Annotated in this window: 13 protein-coding genes; 8 read left to right on the forward strand and 5 right to left on the reverse strand. The window is 71.2% G+C overall.

The features are described from left to right. Window position 1 precedes the first annotated feature (1 nt). Genes FJ309_00250 through FJ309_00260 form a run of 3 tightly spaced genes read right to left on the reverse strand, consistent with a single transcriptional unit; the run spans window position 2 to window position 1793 of the window. A complete protein-coding gene (locus FJ309_00250) occupies window positions 2-277 on the reverse strand; it encodes a hypothetical protein (GenBank protein MBM3953047.1) in 276 nt (91 codons plus the stop codon). Window positions 278-290: 13 nt separating this feature from the next. Then, entirely contained in the window at window positions 291-1004 is a 714-nt protein-coding gene (locus FJ309_00255) for a hypothetical protein (GenBank protein ID MBM3953048.1), read from the reverse strand. A 60-nt stretch (window positions 1005-1064) separates the two neighbouring features. Further along, window positions 1065-1793, reverse strand: a complete 729-nt coding sequence (locus FJ309_00260) for a type II secretion system protein (protein ID MBM3953049.1) — start codon at window positions 1791-1793, stop codon at window positions 1065-1067. 457 nt (window positions 1794-2250) lie between these two features. Here FJ309_00260 and FJ309_00265 point away from each other — a divergent pair, with 457 nt between their 5' ends. From FJ309_00265 to FJ309_00280, 4 genes are all read left to right on the forward strand, one after another. Next, window positions 2251-3003 carry a sensor histidine kinase gene (locus FJ309_00265; protein MBM3953050.1) on the forward strand — a complete coding sequence of 251 codons (753 nt, stop codon included), beginning with the start codon at window positions 2251-2253 and terminating at the stop codon, window positions 3001-3003. 124 nt (window positions 3004-3127) lie between these two features. After that, complete coding sequence (locus FJ309_00270) at window positions 3128-3835, forward strand: hypothetical protein (protein MBM3953051.1); 708 nt, start codon at window positions 3128-3130, stop codon at window positions 3833-3835. An 89-nt stretch (window positions 3836-3924) separates the two neighbouring features. Continuing rightward, window positions 3925-5361: a magnesium chelatase gene (locus FJ309_00275; protein ID MBM3953052.1), complete on the forward strand. Its 1437-nt coding sequence runs from the start codon at window positions 3925-3927 to the stop codon at window positions 5359-5361. Window positions 5362-5364: 3 nt separating this feature from the next. Next, the gene (locus tag FJ309_00280; protein MBM3953053.1) at window positions 5365-7062 is read left to right on the forward strand and encodes a VWA domain-containing protein; all 1698 of its coding nucleotides are present in this window, start codon (window positions 5365-5367) and stop codon (window positions 7060-7062) included. On the opposite strand, the gene FJ309_00285 is transcribed toward FJ309_00280, so the two are convergent. Continuing rightward, window positions 7029-7496: a hypothetical protein gene (locus FJ309_00285; protein ID MBM3953054.1), complete on the reverse strand. Its 468-nt coding sequence runs from the start codon at window positions 7494-7496 to the stop codon at window positions 7029-7031. The genes FJ309_00280 and FJ309_00285 overlap by 34 nt on opposite strands. 25 nt (window positions 7497-7521) lie before the next feature. Next, window positions 7522-8814, reverse strand: a complete 1293-nt coding sequence (locus FJ309_00290) for a phosphopyruvate hydratase (GenBank protein MBM3953055.1) — start codon at window positions 8812-8814, stop codon at window positions 7522-7524. A 221-nt stretch (window positions 8815-9035) separates the two neighbouring features. Here FJ309_00290 and FJ309_00295 point away from each other — a divergent pair, with 221 nt between their 5' ends. From FJ309_00295 to FJ309_00310, 4 genes are all read left to right on the forward strand, one after another. Next, complete coding sequence (locus FJ309_00295; protein ID MBM3953056.1) at window positions 9036-9659, forward strand: riboflavin synthase; 624 nt, start codon at window positions 9036-9038, stop codon at window positions 9657-9659. After that, the gene (gene rsmA, locus FJ309_00300; GenBank protein ID MBM3953057.1) at window positions 9380-10621 is read left to right on the forward strand and encodes a ribosomal RNA small subunit methyltransferase A; all 1242 of its coding nucleotides are present in this window, start codon (window positions 9380-9382) and stop codon (window positions 10619-10621) included. Before FJ309_00295 ends, rsmA begins: the two co-directional genes overlap by 280 nt. A gap of 266 nt (window positions 10622-10887) precedes the next feature. Continuing rightward, window positions 10888-14436, forward strand: a complete 3549-nt coding sequence (locus FJ309_00305) for an aminotransferase class I/II-fold pyridoxal phosphate-dependent enzyme (GenBank protein MBM3953058.1) — start codon at window positions 10888-10890, stop codon at window positions 14434-14436. A 64-nt stretch (window positions 14437-14500) separates the two neighbouring features. Continuing rightward, window positions 14501-15001 (forward strand): acyl-CoA hydrolase, encoded by a 501-nt coding sequence (locus FJ309_00310; GenBank protein MBM3953059.1) that lies wholly within the window; start codon window positions 14501-14503, stop codon window positions 14999-15001. The last annotated feature ends 297 nt before the right edge of the window (window positions 15002-15298 follow it).

Below are 15298 nucleotides of genomic sequence, written 5' to 3' on the forward strand. Positions count from 1 at the left end.
GTCAGCCGCGCGGCCCGGCAGCCGCGGCGCGGGCGAGCCGGTCGGCGAGCGCGCGGCTCATCGGCTCCTCGGCCGTGCGCGGGTCGGCGGCGAGCGCCGCGACGATCACCGCCAGCCGGTCCGACGCCGGGAGGTCGGCGTTGACGAGGATCCGCCGGGTTCCGGCGACGATGCAGGCCCCCCCCGGGCTGTCGCCGAGCGGTTCCTCGCGGACTTCGTGGCCGAGCTCGGCGGCCAGATGGACCGCCTCGGCGAGCAGGCCGAGCGTGTCGATCATCGCCGCGCCCGCGTCAGCCGCGCGGGCCCCACGGCGACGACCCCATCCCGCGTTCCTTGCGCCGCTCTTCCATGGCGCGGAAGTACTCGTTGAACTGGGCCCGCTGGCCGGGGCTCGTCGAGTCGAGCATCTGCTTGCGCCAGTTGTTGCGCCCCTCCTCGCCGCCGCTACGCGGCGGGCCGCCGGGGGGACCGCCGGCCTGGGCGTTGCCACCGCCGGCCTGGCCCTGGCCGCCCCCGCCTCCGGGAGGGCCGCCGCCCATCATTCCCGACGACATGAACGCCTTGCGCATCATTTCCATCTGGTCGATCTGCTTGTCGAGGACCTTCTTGCGGTCCTCGGGCTTGGCGGCGAAGTAGCTCTTCACGCCGTTTTGCATCCCGCGCATCGGGCCCATGCCCCCCATCGCCTCGCGGCGCAGGTTCGGCGGGAGGTCTTCCATCTTCTGCCGCATCGCCCCCATCGCCGCGACCATCTCCTTGGCCTGGGCCTCGGTGGCCGGCCCTTCGGCGAACTTCGTCTGCATGTCCTGGACCATCGTCCGGATCTCGGCGACGCGCGGATCGGTGCCGAACCGGATCCAGCCCATCAGCCAGGCGATGAGGAACCCGACCAGGCCGAGCGCCACCGCCCCGAGCGCGATCCACAGCCAGACTCCCTTCGCCTTCGACCCCTGCCGGTCGTCGAACGAGAAGTCACGGGCGGCTCGGCTGGCGGAGGTGCTCATCAATCGGCTCCGGAACGGGAAAACGCCGGGCAGGTACGTGCACGGACAGGGAAGGCGGGGTCAGAGGTTCTCGACGTGGCCGTCGGCGAAGAGGAAGTTCCGTGCCCCTTCCTGCGGCGGCGGCCGGCCCGGGTCGGGGTCGTTGTAATCGATGTCGTCCTGGAAGAAGATTCCGCTCCCGCCCGAGTGGAACGCCTCGAATTCGTACATCCACCACAGCTTCGACGAGGCCCCCGTGCTGCCCCGGTAGCTCTGCGCCTCTTCACGCGTCTTGTTGGCCAGGCGGCGCGCCGGGTACTCGTAGCTCAGCCCCTCGTAGGGCAGCGTGGCGTATTCCGGCGGGCGGACCGTGTCGTAGTTGCGGCCGATCGCGCTCAAGTCGGCCTTGAGCTTGTTGATCGCCTTCTCCGACTTCTGGAAGTAGTAGACGTCGGAGGGGCACTTGAAGATGTTGCGGTTGTCCTCGCTGTAGGGGCCGAGGAACGAGGCGATGCTCCTCTTGATCGGCCGCGTCGGCGTGAAGAACAGCAGCTCGTCGCTCGGCAGGATCGCCGCGTCGGGATACTTCTCCCGCGTCTTGCGATCCATGTACATGGTCATCGCCAAGCCGATCTGCTTGAGATGGTTCTTGCACTCGATCCGCCGCGCCGCCTCGCGGACGTTCTGCACCGCCGGCAGCAGCAGCCCGACGAGGGTGCCGATGATGGCGATGACGACGAGCAACTCGACGAGCGTGAAGCCGCGGCGTGGGCGGCAGGCTCGGCTCCGCGGATCGGGGGAAGAGGCCATGTTCAATCTGCACCTCGCGATGTCGGGTGGGTCGTGTCGGATACGCCGGCCGGGGTGGAGGGCGGCTTCCGGAATGGTCAAGAGTGTAGGCGGCGTGGCGCAAACCGGCCGCGATCAAACCGTCGGGCGTCTGTTGAACTGGAACGGTCGAGCGAAACGAAAGGTGTGGGGCATGCTCATTCCGGTTCGCCACGGACGGAGCCGATAGTGCCCAAGTGTGAGCGAAGTCGTTTCCTGCAACAGACTTATCGCTTCGGGTGAGGAAGGTTCAAACGGCTGGGGTGGGGGCGTGACCTGGGCTGACGGCGGAAGTGGCGATGGGCGGGATGGTTCGGCGGGGCGTGCCCCCGTCCTGACCGGCGCCGGAGGTTCCTCCGGCACCGGAGGCCGGGACCACGAAGCCCCAGCAGTGCCCCCACCGCTCGACGGTCTGGAGGCCGACCCGCGGCTCCGCGCGATGGTGCAGCGGCATGCAGCCGAGGTCGCGGCCCTGAAACGCGAGCTCCTCGAAGCGCGCAAGGGAGCAACGCTCGGCGAGTTCCTCGGCACGACCACCCACGAGTTCAACAACGCTCTGACGACGATCCTCAACTACGCCAAACTCGGCCTCCGCCACAAGGACGCCGCCACCCGCGACAAGGCCCTGGAGCGGATCCTCTCGGCCGGCACGCGCGCCGCGCGGATCACGGCCAGCGTCCTGGGGATGTCGCGGAGCCGTAGCCACCGGTTCGAACCGGTCGATCTGGCCCTGCTCGTCGAGGACGTGCTCGTCCTCCTCGAACGGGAAATGACGAAGTACCGCGTCCAGGTCGAGCGCGAGATCCAGCCAGTGCCGCGGATCGCCGCCAATCCCGGCCAATTGCAGCAGGTGCTCCTCAACCTCCTGGTCAACGCCCGCCAGGCGATGCCCGGCGGCGGCCGGTTGATCGTCCGACTCGTCCATGATCCGTTCCAGGGGACGGTCGAGCTGACCGTCCGCGACACCGGGTGCGGGATGACGGCGGAAGTGATGCGGCGGATGTTCGACTCCGGCTTTTCGACGAAGTCGGGTCCCGACGCCACCGGCAAGGGGGGCAGCGGCCTGGGGCTGTCGGCCTGTCGCGAGATCGTCGACGGTCACCGCGGCCGGATCCGCGTCGAATCGGCGGTTGGTCGTGGCACGGCGGTGACGATCCGCCTCCCGGTGATTGAGCCGGCAGCCGCTGCCTGACCGGCGCCGCCGGGCCCCCTTCTGCGGCTGATCACGCGGTCCACGGCCCGTTACGATGATGGGGGTCTCCCGGCGGTTGCCACGCACCGGGGGCGATCTCGATCCACCGGCGGAACGGGCCGGCATGCAGCCCATCGAGCCCCCTTCAGCGACACTGGCGGAAGCGCTCGCCGCGGCCGCCAGCGCCGACGAGCGGCTGCTCAGGCTCCGCGGCGAATACCGCGTCGAGCCGGTCGCGGCCGACCATGCGTTTTCCGAGTCGGACACGGTCTATTTCGTCGTCGGCGCCCGCTCGAGCCATCTGATCCGCACGCTGTCGCCGGCGCTGGCCGACGGCTTGGTGCACTTCCATTCCTGGCCCGACGATCGGCCGATGAAGCCGGAGGCGGTCGGGCGGCTCCAGGAGGCTGCCCGCCGCCAGAGCGTCTACCTCCTCGAGCCGAAACTGCCCGATGCGGCGGAGCGCGACCTGGTCATCGACATGGGGGCGTTCACGCTCCTCATCGACGCCGCCCAGCGCTGCGGGCTGATCCCCGGCGTGGCCACGATCATCCAGATCCGCGACGGCGAATTCCGGCTCGGGCGCCACCGCCACGCGCTGGCGCAGATGGAGTCGATGCTCCAGGGATTCATGGTGGCGATCAGCCAGCGCACCCAGCGCCTCGCCCGTGAGGAGATCGACATCGCCTCCGGCCGCGTGAAGATGACGCCCCGCGAACTGCAGATGAAACGCGCCCGCGACACCCAGCAGACGCAGGCCATCGACCGGGCACAGACGCGGTTCTCGCGCGTCGTCGAAGGGCTACGGACGCTGGTGCAACGGGGGATCTGAGCCCCGCGGCGATTTTTCCGCCGCGCCCGAATCGCGCGGCCGAAAGCGCGAGCCGTCTAGAATTGAAACGTCCCCGGAGGCTCCCGCCGATGCCGCAGTCCGCTCCCGCCGATCTCCCCCGCACCCTCGCGGCGCTCCGTGCCTCCGGCTGGCGCAGCCGGTCGGTGAAGGACGAGGTGCGCGACAACTTCACCCGGGCCCTGGCCGGCGGCGCGGAGCTGTTTCCCGGGATCGTCGGCTACGACGACACCGTGATCCCCGAGATCAACGTCGCGCTCCTGGCCGGCCACGACATGCTGTTCCTCGGCGAGAAGGGGCAGGCGAAGAGCCGGCTGATGCGGTCGCTGGCCCGGTTCCTCGACGACTGGCTCCCGTACCTCGACGATCCGGCGATCCCGTTCCACGATGATCCGCTGGCGCCGATCTCCCGCGGCGGCCGTCGGCTCGTCGCCGAGCACGACCCGGCGACGGTGCCGATCGCCTGGTGGCCGCGCGCCGAGCGCTACGCCGAGCGCCTCGCGCCGGGGACGAAATTCGCCGACATCATCGGCGAGATCGACCCGGCCAAGCTCGCCGCCGGCACGAGCATGGGGGCCGAGGAGGCGCTCCACTTCGGCCTCATCCCGCGGATGCACCGCGGGATCTTCGCGATGAACGAGCTCCCCGAGCTCGACGAGCTGGTGCAGGTGGGGATGTTCAACATCCTCGAGGAGCGCGACGTGCAGATCCGCGGCTATCCCGTCAGCTTCGACATCGACGTGATGCTGCTGTTCTCCGCCAACCCCTCGACCTACAACCGCTCCGGCAAGGTGATCCCCCAGCTCAAGGACCGGATCGGCGCGGTGATCCACACCCACTACCCGCGCGACCGGGCCCTCGGGATCCAGGTCGCCGAGCAGGAGGCGGGGGTCGATCTCGGCGGCGAGTGGCCGGTGGTCGTGCCGCCGTTCATGAAGGAGGTCGTCGAGCAGATCACGATCGCGGCCCGTGGCAGCAAGTTCATCGACCAGCAGTCCGGGGTCAGCGCCCGGTTCTCGATCGCCAACTACCGGACGATGGTCGCCAGCGCCCGGCAGCGGGCGGTGCGGCTCGGCGAGCGCCCCGCCGTGCCCCGGGTCAGCGATCTCGGCCACCTCTATTCGTCGAGCCTCGGCAAGCTCGAGCTCGACATGATGGGCAGCCACCAGATGACCGAGCGGCAGGTGCTCGACGCCGTCGTCGCCCAGGCGATCGCGACGGTGTTCGAGGAATACGTCGACCGCCACGGCCTCGACGCGATCGCGAAGATCTTCGCCACCGGCGTGAAGATCGAGGTCGGCGACATGGTCCCCTCGGCGGCCTACGAGCGGATCGTGGCCGACGTCCCCGAGGTCTGGGAGAAGGCCTTCGAGGTCAACGCCTCGCGCGACCCGGCCGTCCGCGCCAGCTGCATCGAGTTCGTCCTCGCCGGCCTCTACGCCACCGAGCGCGTCTCGCGCCTGCAGATGCACGGCCGCACGATCTACGACACCTCCGGATTCCGGTGACCCGTGCCAAACCGCGACACCCTCGGCGGGATCGTCCACTCCTACCAGCGCTATGACCCGGCGCGGATCCCGCCGCCGCGGCCTCCGGAGGTCGATCTCGTCTCGCCGGCGATGGAGCACCTCCTCGAGTTCGGTAGCGTCGACGAGCTCACCGACGAGGAACTGGCCAACGCGATCGAGCTCGACCCGGAGCAGATCCGAGGCCTCGGCCCCTCGCTCGACGCCCTCCGCCGCGCGCTCGAGGAGCGCCGCGCGGCAATCCTCGCGCGCTACGAGGCCGAGACGGTACGGAAGCGCGCCCGCGACGAGTTTCGCCGTGCTGCCGAGCGGGTCCGGCCGCCGAAGCAGCACCGCGACGCGTTCGAGAAGGCGATCCGGGGCGAGCAGCTCCGCCAACTCGAGCGGCTGTGGTACGCCCAGGAAGACGACCAATCGCCATTCGGCGCGGAGCTCGTCGCCCTCACCGAGCGTCTCGGCGCGGTCTACGAGATCGACACCCTCTCCGCGCGGTGGACGTTCACCGGCCGGGAGCGGCTCACCGTCGAGCGCGCCCTCGCGATCAAGGAGGAGCTCGAGGAGATCGAGCGCCTCCTCGAGCAGATCGCCGAGGCGCGGAAAAACGCCCGGATCGGGCTGATCGACATGGCCGCCCTCGGCCGCTACGCCGAGGAGGGGCAGCTCGACGACCTGGCCGCGCTGCGCCGCCAGGTCGAGGACCTCGTCGAGCAGATGGCCTCCCAGCAAGGGCTCGAGAAGACGCGCCGCGGCTGGCAGCTGACGCCAAAGGCGCTGCGCGTCTTCCAGGGGAAGCTCCTCGAGAAGATCTTCGCCGCCCTCGACCCGTCGCGCACCGGTCGCCACCAGGCGGGCATCGTCGGCGACGGCGCCGTCGAGATGGTGCCGACGCGCCCCTACGAATTCGGCGACTCGGTCGCCCACATGGACATCCCCGGGTCGCTCGTCAACGCCATGCTCCGCTCCGGCGGCGGGCCGCTGCGCCTCGAGCCGCGCGACATCCTCGTCCACAAGACCCGCAACACGCCCAAGTGCGCCACCACCGTGGTCCTCGACATGAGCGGGTCGATGCGCTACGGCGGCCTGCACGTGAGCGTGAAGAAGATGGCGCTGGCGCTGCAGGGGCTCGTGCTCCGCGAGTTTCCCGGCGACTACCTCCAGTTCATCGAGATGTACTCATTCGCCAAGCCGCGGCAGCCCGGCGAGGTGGCGACGCTGCTCCCCAAGCCGGTGACGATCTTCGACTCGGTCGTCCGCCTCCGCGCCGACATGGGCAACCCCGACATCACCGAGTCGCAGATCCCCCCGCACTTCACCAACATCCAGCACGCCCTGCAGCTGTCGCGGCAGCACCTTGCCCGGCAGGACACCCCCAACCGCCAGGTGATCCTGATCACCGACGGCCTCCCGACGGCGCACTTCGAGGGGCAGCAGCTGTACCTCCTCTACCCGCCCCACCGGCGCACCGAGGAGGCCACGCTCCGCGAGGCGGAGGCCTGCCGCCGCGAGGGGATCACGGTCAACGTGTTCCTCCTCTCCGGCTGGTCGCAGTCGCGCGAGGACATCCAGTTCGCCTACCGGCTGGCACGGACGGCGCACGGGCGCGTGTTCTTCACCGCCGGGAAGGAGCTCGACCGGTTCGTGGTCTGGGACTACCTCGCGCGGCGCCGCTCGATCATCGGCTGAGCGGCCGTGGCCAGCCGGCGGCGTTCGCGGACGAGCATCGCGCCGCAGCCGGCGGCGGCGGCGAGCGCTCCGGCGGCGAGCGTCCACAACGGGACGATCCGCCCCGGCTGCGCGTCGTCGCGGTCGCGGGCGGCGTCGGCCAGGTCTTCGGGCTCGAGACCCGCCGCCCGGCGCTGCCGCTCGATCGCCGCCTTCTGCCGGCCGAGAAACCGCCCCTCGATCTGCCGCTGCCGGACGTCGAACTTGGGGGCGATCAGCCCGATGCCGACCAGCGACACCAGCGCGAACGCCAGCCCCCAAAACCAGCCACTGTCGGTGAGCGGCGGCGGCGTTGCGGGAGACAACCCGCCGGCCGCCGCGACACCGTCGTCCCGCGCGGGCGACGGCGGCTGCCGGGCGCTGTCGCGATGCCCGTCGCCTCGGCCCGTCGCCACCGGCTCCTCCGTCACGACACGCCCCTCATGAAACTCCCGGCCAGCGCGCGAGCACCTCGCGACCGGCGTAGATCGCCCCGTCGCCGAGCGACTCGGAAATCCGCAGGAGCTGGTTGTACTTCGCGATCCGGTCGCTCCGCGAGGCGCTGCCGGTCTTGATCTGCCCGGTCGACAGCCCGACGGCCAGATCGGCGATCGTCGCGTCCTCCGTCTCGCCGCTGCGGTGGCTCGAGATCGAGGTGTAGCCGGCGCGGTGGGCCATCTGGACGGCGTTGATCGTCTCGGTCAGCGTGCCGATCTGGTTGACCTTCACGAGGATCGAATTGGCGATCCCCTCGCCGATCCCGCGCTCGAGGCGCTCCGAATTGGTCACGAACAGGTCGTCGCCGACGAGCTGGACCTTGTCGCCGAGCTTCTCGGTGATCGCCTTCCAACCCTGCCAGTCGTCCTCGGCACAGCCGTCCTCGATCGAGACGATCGGGTAGCGGCCGGCGAGGCTGGCGAGGAACTCGACCATCCCGGCGCTGTCGAGCGTCTTCCCCTCGATCGTGTAGCGGCCGGTCTTCGAGTCGTAGAGCTCGGTGGCGGCGACGTCGAGGGCGATGGCGATCTCCTCGCCGGGCTTGTAGCCGGCATTGGAGATCGCGGCGAGGATCACCTCGAGGGCCTCGGCGCAGGTGCCGATGTGGGGCGCGAAGCCCCCCTCGTCGCCGACCGAGGTCGCCAGCTTCTTGTCTTTGAGGACCTTCTTCAAGGCGTGGAACGTCTCGACGCCGGCGCGGAGGCCGTCTTCGAAGATGTCGAAGCCGAGCGGGAAGACCATGAATTCCTGCACGTCGAGCGGATTGTCGGCGTGGGCGCCGCCATTGATGATGTTCATCATCGGCGCGGGGAGCAGCCGGGCGCCGGCCCCGCCAAGGTAGCGGTACAGCGGCAGGCCGCAGTGCTCGGCGGCAGCGTGGGCGACGGCGAGCGAGACGCCGAGGATCGCGTTGGCGCCGAGGTTCTTCTTGTTGGCCGAGCCGTCGAGCTCGAGCATCCGCTCGTCGACGGTCGTCTGGTCGAGGGCGTCGAGGCCCTCGAGCTCCTCGGCGATCCGCGTGTTGACGTTCTCGACGGCCTCGAGGACCCCCTTGCCGAGATACACCGCCTTGTCGCCGTCGCGCTTCTCCCACGCCTCATGGGCGCCGGTGCTGGCGCCGGAGGGGACCGCCGCCCGGCCGAAGGCGCCGTCGTCGAGGCTGACGTCGACCTCGATCGTGGGGTTGCCTCGGCTGTCGAGGATCTGGCGGGCGTGGACGTCGACGATCATGCTCATGCGCGGGTTCCCTCTCGGAGGCGGACGGGCGGGGGCTTTTCCGCGGGGGATTGTGCCTCCGCGCCGCGCCCGCCGCAAAGGGGACTGGCGCTGCGGCGCCGCCGCGGCGGGACGCCGTGGTATCCTCGTCGTGCGCAGCGTGGCGTTTGCGGCGCGCGTTCTCCCGCTTCAGGCGCTGCCGGGAGCCTCCGAAGGACCCGGTCCGAGACGGCCGGGAGACGATGTTCACGGGTCTGGTGGCGGCTGTCGGGCGGGTGATCGCCAGCCACGGCGAAGGGGCCGGAAGGCGGTTGACGGTGACGGCGGCGCTGGTCGCCGACGCCGAGATCGGCGAGAGCGTGTGTGTCGGGGGCTGCTGCTTGTCGGTGGTGGCCCGCGACGGCGACACCGTCGAGTTTCAGCTCGGCCCCGAGACGCTCGCCCGGACGACGCTCGCCGCGCTCGGCCCCGGCAGCCGCGTGAACCTCGAGCGGTCGCTGCGCCTCTCCGACCGGCTCGGCGGGCATCTGGTCACCGGCCACGTCGATGGCGTCGGCCGCCTGGCGACCCGCCAGGTCGACGGCGAGTGGGTGACCTGCCGTTTCGCCGCCCCCCCGGAGCTGGCGCGGCAGCTGGCGGCGAAGGGATCGGTGGCGGTGGACGGCGTCAGCCTGACGGTCGTCGAGGCGGGGAGCGACTTCTTCACCGTCGCCCTCATTCCCCACACGCTCGCCGAAACGACGCTCGGCGACCTCGCCGTCGGCGATGCGGTGAATCTCGAGACCGACCTGGTCTGCAAGTACGTCGCCCGGCTGCTCGCCGGTGGCTCCGCGCCGGCGGAGTGGACCGCGGGAGGGGCGCCGTGAGGGAGCCACCGGGGAGCGGCGCGGGTGATCGGGGAGAGGCCCACCCGCCGCCGCGGCAGACGGCCGCCTACTTGAAGAAGCTGTTCGCCGAGGTGGGGTTCTCGATCAATGCCCGTCACGGGCAGAACTTCCTCATCGATCTCAATCTCCTCGACCTTCTCGAACGGACGGCCGCCGTCCAGCCGGGGGACGTGGTCCTCGAGGTCGGCACCGGGACAGGGGCGCTGACCGAGCGGCTCGCCGCGACCGCTGCCCGCGTCGTGACCTGCGAGATCGATCCGCGGCTGGCGCAGCTGGCCCGCGACCGGCTGGTGGCGTTCGACACGGTGACGTTCGTCGAGGGGGACGCGCTGGCGGGCAAGCACCGGCTCGCGCCGGCGGTGCTCGACGCCGTCGCCGCGGCGCGGGGGGCGGCGCCGGAGGGGCGGTTCCTCCTCGTCGCCAATCTCCCCTACTGCGTCGCCACGCCGGTGATCTCCAACCTCCTCGCCCTCCCCGAGCCGTTCACGGCGGCGGCGGTGACGGTGCAGCTGGAGATGGCCGAGCGGATGACCGCCGTGGCGGGAACCTCTTCCTACAACGCCCTGTCGGTGTGGGTCGGGGCCCAGTGCCGCGGGGAGATCGTCCGCGTCCTGCCCCCGGCGTCGTTCTGGCCGCGGCCGGGGGTGGAATCGGCGATCGTGCGCATCGACCTCGACCCCGCCCGGCGCGCCCTGCTCGACGACCGGACGCGGTTCCACCGCTTCGTCCGCGACGTCTTCTGCCACCGCCGCAAGGTCCTCCGCGGTGTCCTGCTCGGGCTCGCCGGCGGCCGCCGCACCGCCGCCGCACGGGGGCTGGTGGAGGAGCTGTACGCGACGCTCGGGCTACCGGCCGACGTCCGTGCCGAGGACCTGCCCCCCGAGCGGTTCGTCGAACTGGAACGCGTCTTCCATCGTCTTGCCGCAGCGCCCGGGGGGTGAGCGGTACCGCCGTGGAGGTCGCGCCGCCGGAAGGTCACCGTCGCCGGCGGAGTCTTCGCGACCGCTCCCCCCGGCAGCCTCCGGGGGGCCAGCCGCCGCGGTGCCGGAGCCGCCGAACAGCGTGTTTTTTCGAGTTTCGCCCAGCAAACCGCCGGTTCACCGGGCTCTCGCGATACTTCCGGTTGTTTGGGTGGCGGGGGTAGACTTCGGGATTCCCGCAAGGACCTGCCGAAATCCCAGAGGTCAGTCGCCCTCGGTCGGCTGGCATGCGCCCGGCTCGAAACCGGGGCCCGACAGGCAGGCGGAGGCGCAGTAGAGTGAATCCGATCCCAGGGACCTCCGAGGCGTCATTCGCCGAGACGATCGTCGACCTGCTCTCCCAGCGGGCCGCCTACCGCCCCCACGACCGGGCGTTCACGTTCCTCGTCGACGGCGAAACCGAAGAGCTCAACATCACCTACGCCGAGCTCGACCGGAAGGCCCGGGCGCTCGGCGCCTGGCTGATGGCCTCGGGGATGACCGGCGAGCGGGTCCTGCTGCTGTTTCCCCCCGGGCTCGAGTTCGTGGCGGCGTTCATGGGCTGCCTGTACGGCGGCGCCATCGCCGTGCCCGCCTATCCGCCGCGCAAGAACCGCTCGGTGGAGCGCATCGAGGCGATCGCCGCCGACTCCCGTGCGGCCGTGGCCCTCACCACGCGCGACGTCCTCGACCGCTTCGACGCCCTCCGCGCCGCCGCGCCGAGCCTCGAGAAGCTCCTGTGGCGCGTCGACGGCGAGCTCGAACCGGGGTGGGCCGACCGCTGGGAGCGCCCGGCGATCGACGGCGAGACGCTCGCCTTCCTGCAGTACACCAGCGGCTCCACCGGGATGCCCAAGGGGGTGATGCTCTCCCACGCCAATCTGCTCCACAACTCGCTGCGGATCATGCAGGCGTTCGAGATCACGCGCAGCCAGTCGGGCGTGTTCTGGCTGCCGAGCTTCCACGACATGGGGCTGATCGGCGGGATCCTCGTGCCCCTGTACGGCGGGAAGTTCAACGTCCTGATGTCGCCGGTGGCCTTCCTCCAGAAGCCGCTCCGCTGGCTCCAGGCGATCTCGCGCTACAAGGCGACGATCAGCGGCGGGCCGAACTTCGCCTACGAGCTGTGCGTCCGGAAGATCACCCCCGAGCAACGGCGCGGGCTCGATCTCTCCAGCTGGTCGCTGGCCTTCGACGGTGCCGAACCGGTCCGCCCCGACACGATCGACGCCTTCTGCGAGGCCTTCGGGCCGTGCGGGTTCCGCCGCGAGGCGTTCTTCCCCTGCTACGGGCTCGCCGAGAGCACGCTGATGGTGACCGGCGGGATGAAGTTCGAGCCGCCGGTGATCCGCGCCTTCGACGCCGCCGCGATCGAGACCGGATCGGCCGTGCTCCGCACCGGATTCGCCCCGGGGACGCGGCGCCTCGTCGGCAGCGGGCGCGAGCTCGACGGCCAGGACGTGCGGATCGTCGACCCCTCGACCTGCGAGCCGCTCCCGACGGGGCGGGTCGGCGAGATTTGGGTCAGCGGCCCGAGCGTGGCCCAGGGCTATTGGCAGCGCCCGACCGAGACCGCCGAGACGTTCGGCGCGATGCTCGCCCGTCCGGTGGCACCGGCGGCGCCGCAGTCGCTCAAGGCGTGGGAGCCGAACCCCGGGCCCTACCTCCGCACCGGCGACCTCGGGTTCTTCGACGAGGGGGAGCTGTTCGTCACCGGCCGGCTCAAGGACCTGATCATCATCCGCGGCCGCAACCACTACCCGCACGACATCGAGCACACCGTCGAGCGTGCGACGCCGGTCGTCCGCGCCGGATCGGTGGCGGCCTTCGCCCTCGACGTCGAGGGGCGCGAGCGCGTCGTCGTCGTCGCCGAGATCGAGCGCGGCAGCCGCGACCAGGCCGATCTCTCCGACGCCTTCGAGCGGATCCGCAAGCAGGTCGCGATCGAGCACGAGGTCGCCGTCGAGGGGCTGGTGATGGTCCGCCCCAACAGCATCCCCAAGACGTCGAGCGGCAAGATCCAGCGCCACGCCTGCAAGCGGCAGTTCCTCGACGGCACGCTCGACGTCGTCGACCAGCACGTCGGGTGGCTGGCCGGCGACCGGGCCGTGCGGGCCGTGATCCCGTCGGCCGACGCCCCGGCCGCCCCGCGCCGCGTCGGCGAGGCGCCGCGCCTCGCCCGGCAGCGCCCCGTCGACGAGCGCCGCACCGGTCCGCAGCGCGACCTGCCGCGGGCGCTGGTCGAGAGGGTCTTCGAGCACGTCCGCGCGATCGCCAAGGAACGGGCCTCGCAGCTCTCGCTCGATTCCAACATCGTCGAGCTCGGCCTCGATTCGCTCGAGCGGATGGAGATCGTCGCCAGCCTCGAGGAGACGTTCGGCGGACGGTTTCCCGAGCAGGTGCTGCCGCAGATCGAGACCTGCCGCGAGGTCGCCGAGGCGATCCTCGACCATCTCCCCGGCGCCGCGGCGCTCAAGGAGGGAGCGGTGGCCGCCGGCGCGCATGACGTCGCCGCCCTGCCGATGGTCGCCGAGCCGATCGCGCCCGAGGCCTGGGACATCGCCCAGTTCCCCGAGGTCCGCGCCCTCGAGCAGAATTTCGCGATGGTGCGGGGCTCGGGGCTCGACGACCCCTACTTCACCGTCCACGAGGGGCTGACCGCCGACCGGACGACGATCGCCGGCCGCGAGATGATCAGCTGGGCGACCTACAACTACCTCGGCATGTCGGGCGACCCCGACGTCGCCGCCGGGGCCAAGGCGGCGATCGACCGCTACGGCACGAGCGTCTCGGCCAGCCGGCTGGTGTCGGGTGAGAAGACGATCCATCGCGAGCTCGAAGGCGCGCTGGCCCGGTTCCTCGGCACCGAGGACATGCTGACCTTCGTCGGCGGCCACGCCACCAACGAGACGGTGATCGGCCACGTCGTCGGCCCCGGGGATCTCGTCCTCCACGACGCCCTGGCCCACAACAGCCTGCTCCAGGGGGCGATCCTCTCCGGGGCCCGGCGCCGGCCGTTTCCCCACAACGACTGGGAGGCTGCCGAACAGCTCCTCCGCCAGGTGCGCGGCCAGTACCGCCGCGTGCTGGTGGTGATCGAGGGGGTCTACAGCATGGACGGCGATTTCGCCGACCTCCCCCGGTTCATCGGCCTGGCGAAGCGCCACAAGGCGCTGCTGATGGTCGACGAGGCCCACTCGATCGGCGTCATGGGGCCGCGCGGCCGCGGGATCGGCGAGCACTTCGGCGTCGACCCCGCGAGCGTCGACATCTGGATGGGGACGCTCTCCAAGGCACTGGGGAGCTGCGGCGGCTACATCGGCGGCAGCAAGACGCTGATCCGCTGGCTGAAATACACCGTTCCGGGGTTCGTCTACTCCGTCGGGCTGCCGCCGGCGGCCGCCGGGGCCGCGCTGGCGGCGCTGCGGCTGCTCGAGCGACAGCCGGAACGCGTGGCGCGGCTCCAGGCCAACGCCCGGCAGTTCGTGCAGCTGGCGCGCGAGGCGGGGCTCGACACGGGAATGTCGGCGGGCTCGGGCGTGGTGCCGGTGATCCTCGGCAACTCGCTCAACGCCCTGCGGCTGTCGCGGGCGCTGTTCTCCCGGGGGATCAGCGTGCAGCCGATCCTCTACCCGGCCGTCGAGGAGCGGGCGGCGCGGCTGCGGTTCTTCATCACCTCGCGCCACACGCCGGAGCAGATCCGGCGGACGGTGGCCGCGGCGCAGGAGGAGCTCGGCCGCATCGACCCGGCGCTGGTGCGGGGAGCGCCGCGCGGCGCCGCCGGCCTGGCTCGCTGACCGCGGCGCCGTGCCGCGGCGACCGTCGGGCGCCGGCGTGTTCGCGAACCGCAGGGAACGCCGCATGGCGCCGACCGGAACGATCGTCAGCCACCGTCTCGTCCTGCCGGCCGACGCCAACCACTACGGCACGCTGTACGCCGGCAGCCTGCTGCGCTACGCCCTCGAGGCGGGCTATGCGGCGGCGACGCGCGGTGCCGGCCCCGGTGCCAATCTCGTGCTTCGCCGTGTGCTGTCGGTGGAGTGCCGCCAGGGGGTGCCGGTCGGCACGCTCGTCGAGGTCCGCGCCGCGGTGATCGACGTGCGCCAGTGCTACCTTGCGGTGGCCGTGGTCGGGATGCCGCTCGCCGGCCAGGCGGTGCCCTGGATGGACGGCCTGTTCGGCTTCGTCCAGGTCGACCGCGACGGGCTGCCGGTGCCGTTGCCGACGGCCGTCGAGCCGGTGCCGCCGGATCCACTCTGGCAGCCGCTGGTGGCGCGGCTCGAGCGGCTCGCCAAGGTCCGCGGCGGCACCGCCGACTGGCTCGGCGCCGGCCTCGACCGCGGCGACGGGATCAGTACTTGATCTCGACGCCGAAATCGATGCCGTTGCTGAACACGTAGTCCTGGACCCGCGTCGGCGCCGGTCCGATCCGGCCGTAGCGCACCGGCCGGGGCTCGACGGTCGTCCGGACGTTGTCGATCGGGGCCGAGGGATCGTTGGCCCCGACGATCACCGGCGAGCCGTTGACGAGCACGGGTTCGCCGTTGCCGTCGAGGAGGATCGTACCGGGGTTGTAGTTGGGGTTGGCGATGCTCGTCAGCACCGTGTCGGTCTTGGAGAGGAACGCGGTGTTGGAACTGGCCCGGGAGATCTGGCCGA

The sequence above is a fragment of the Planctomycetota bacterium genome (genome assembly GCA_016872555.1).
Lineage (GTDB): Bacteria > Planctomycetota > Planctomycetia > Pirellulales > UBA1268 > F1-20-MAGs016.

Coding starts and splice junctions, on each gene's coding strand:
- FJ309_00250 (MBM3953047.1), bottom strand. CDS start 277: ATGATCGACACGCTCGGCCTGCTCGCCGAGGCGGTCCATCTGGCCGCC.
- FJ309_00310 (MBM3953059.1), top strand. CDS start 14,501: ATGGCGCCGACCGGAACGATCGTCAGCCACCGTCTCGTCCTGCCGGCC.
- FJ309_00265 (MBM3953050.1), top strand. CDS start 2,251: ATGGTGCAGCGGCATGCAGCCGAGGTCGCGGCCCTGAAACGCGAGCTC.
- FJ309_00305 (MBM3953058.1), top strand. CDS start 10,888: ATGCGCCCGGCTCGAAACCGGGGCCCGACAGGCAGGCGGAGGCGCAGT.
- FJ309_00255 (MBM3953048.1), bottom strand. CDS start 1,004: ATGAGCACCTCCGCCAGCCGAGCCGCCCGTGACTTCTCGTTCGACGAC.
- FJ309_00275 (MBM3953052.1), top strand. CDS start 3,925: ATGCCGCAGTCCGCTCCCGCCGATCTCCCCCGCACCCTCGCGGCGCTC.
- FJ309_00270 (MBM3953051.1), top strand. CDS start 3,128: ATGCAGCCCATCGAGCCCCCTTCAGCGACACTGGCGGAAGCGCTCGCC.
- FJ309_00295 (MBM3953056.1), top strand. CDS start 9,036: ATGTTCACGGGTCTGGTGGCGGCTGTCGGGCGGGTGATCGCCAGCCAC.
- FJ309_00260 (MBM3953049.1), bottom strand. CDS start 1,793: ATGGCCTCTTCCCCCGATCCGCGGAGCCGAGCCTGCCGCCCACGCCGC.
- FJ309_00290 (MBM3953055.1), bottom strand. CDS start 8,814: ATGAGCATGATCGTCGACGTCCACGCCCGCCAGATCCTCGACAGCCGA.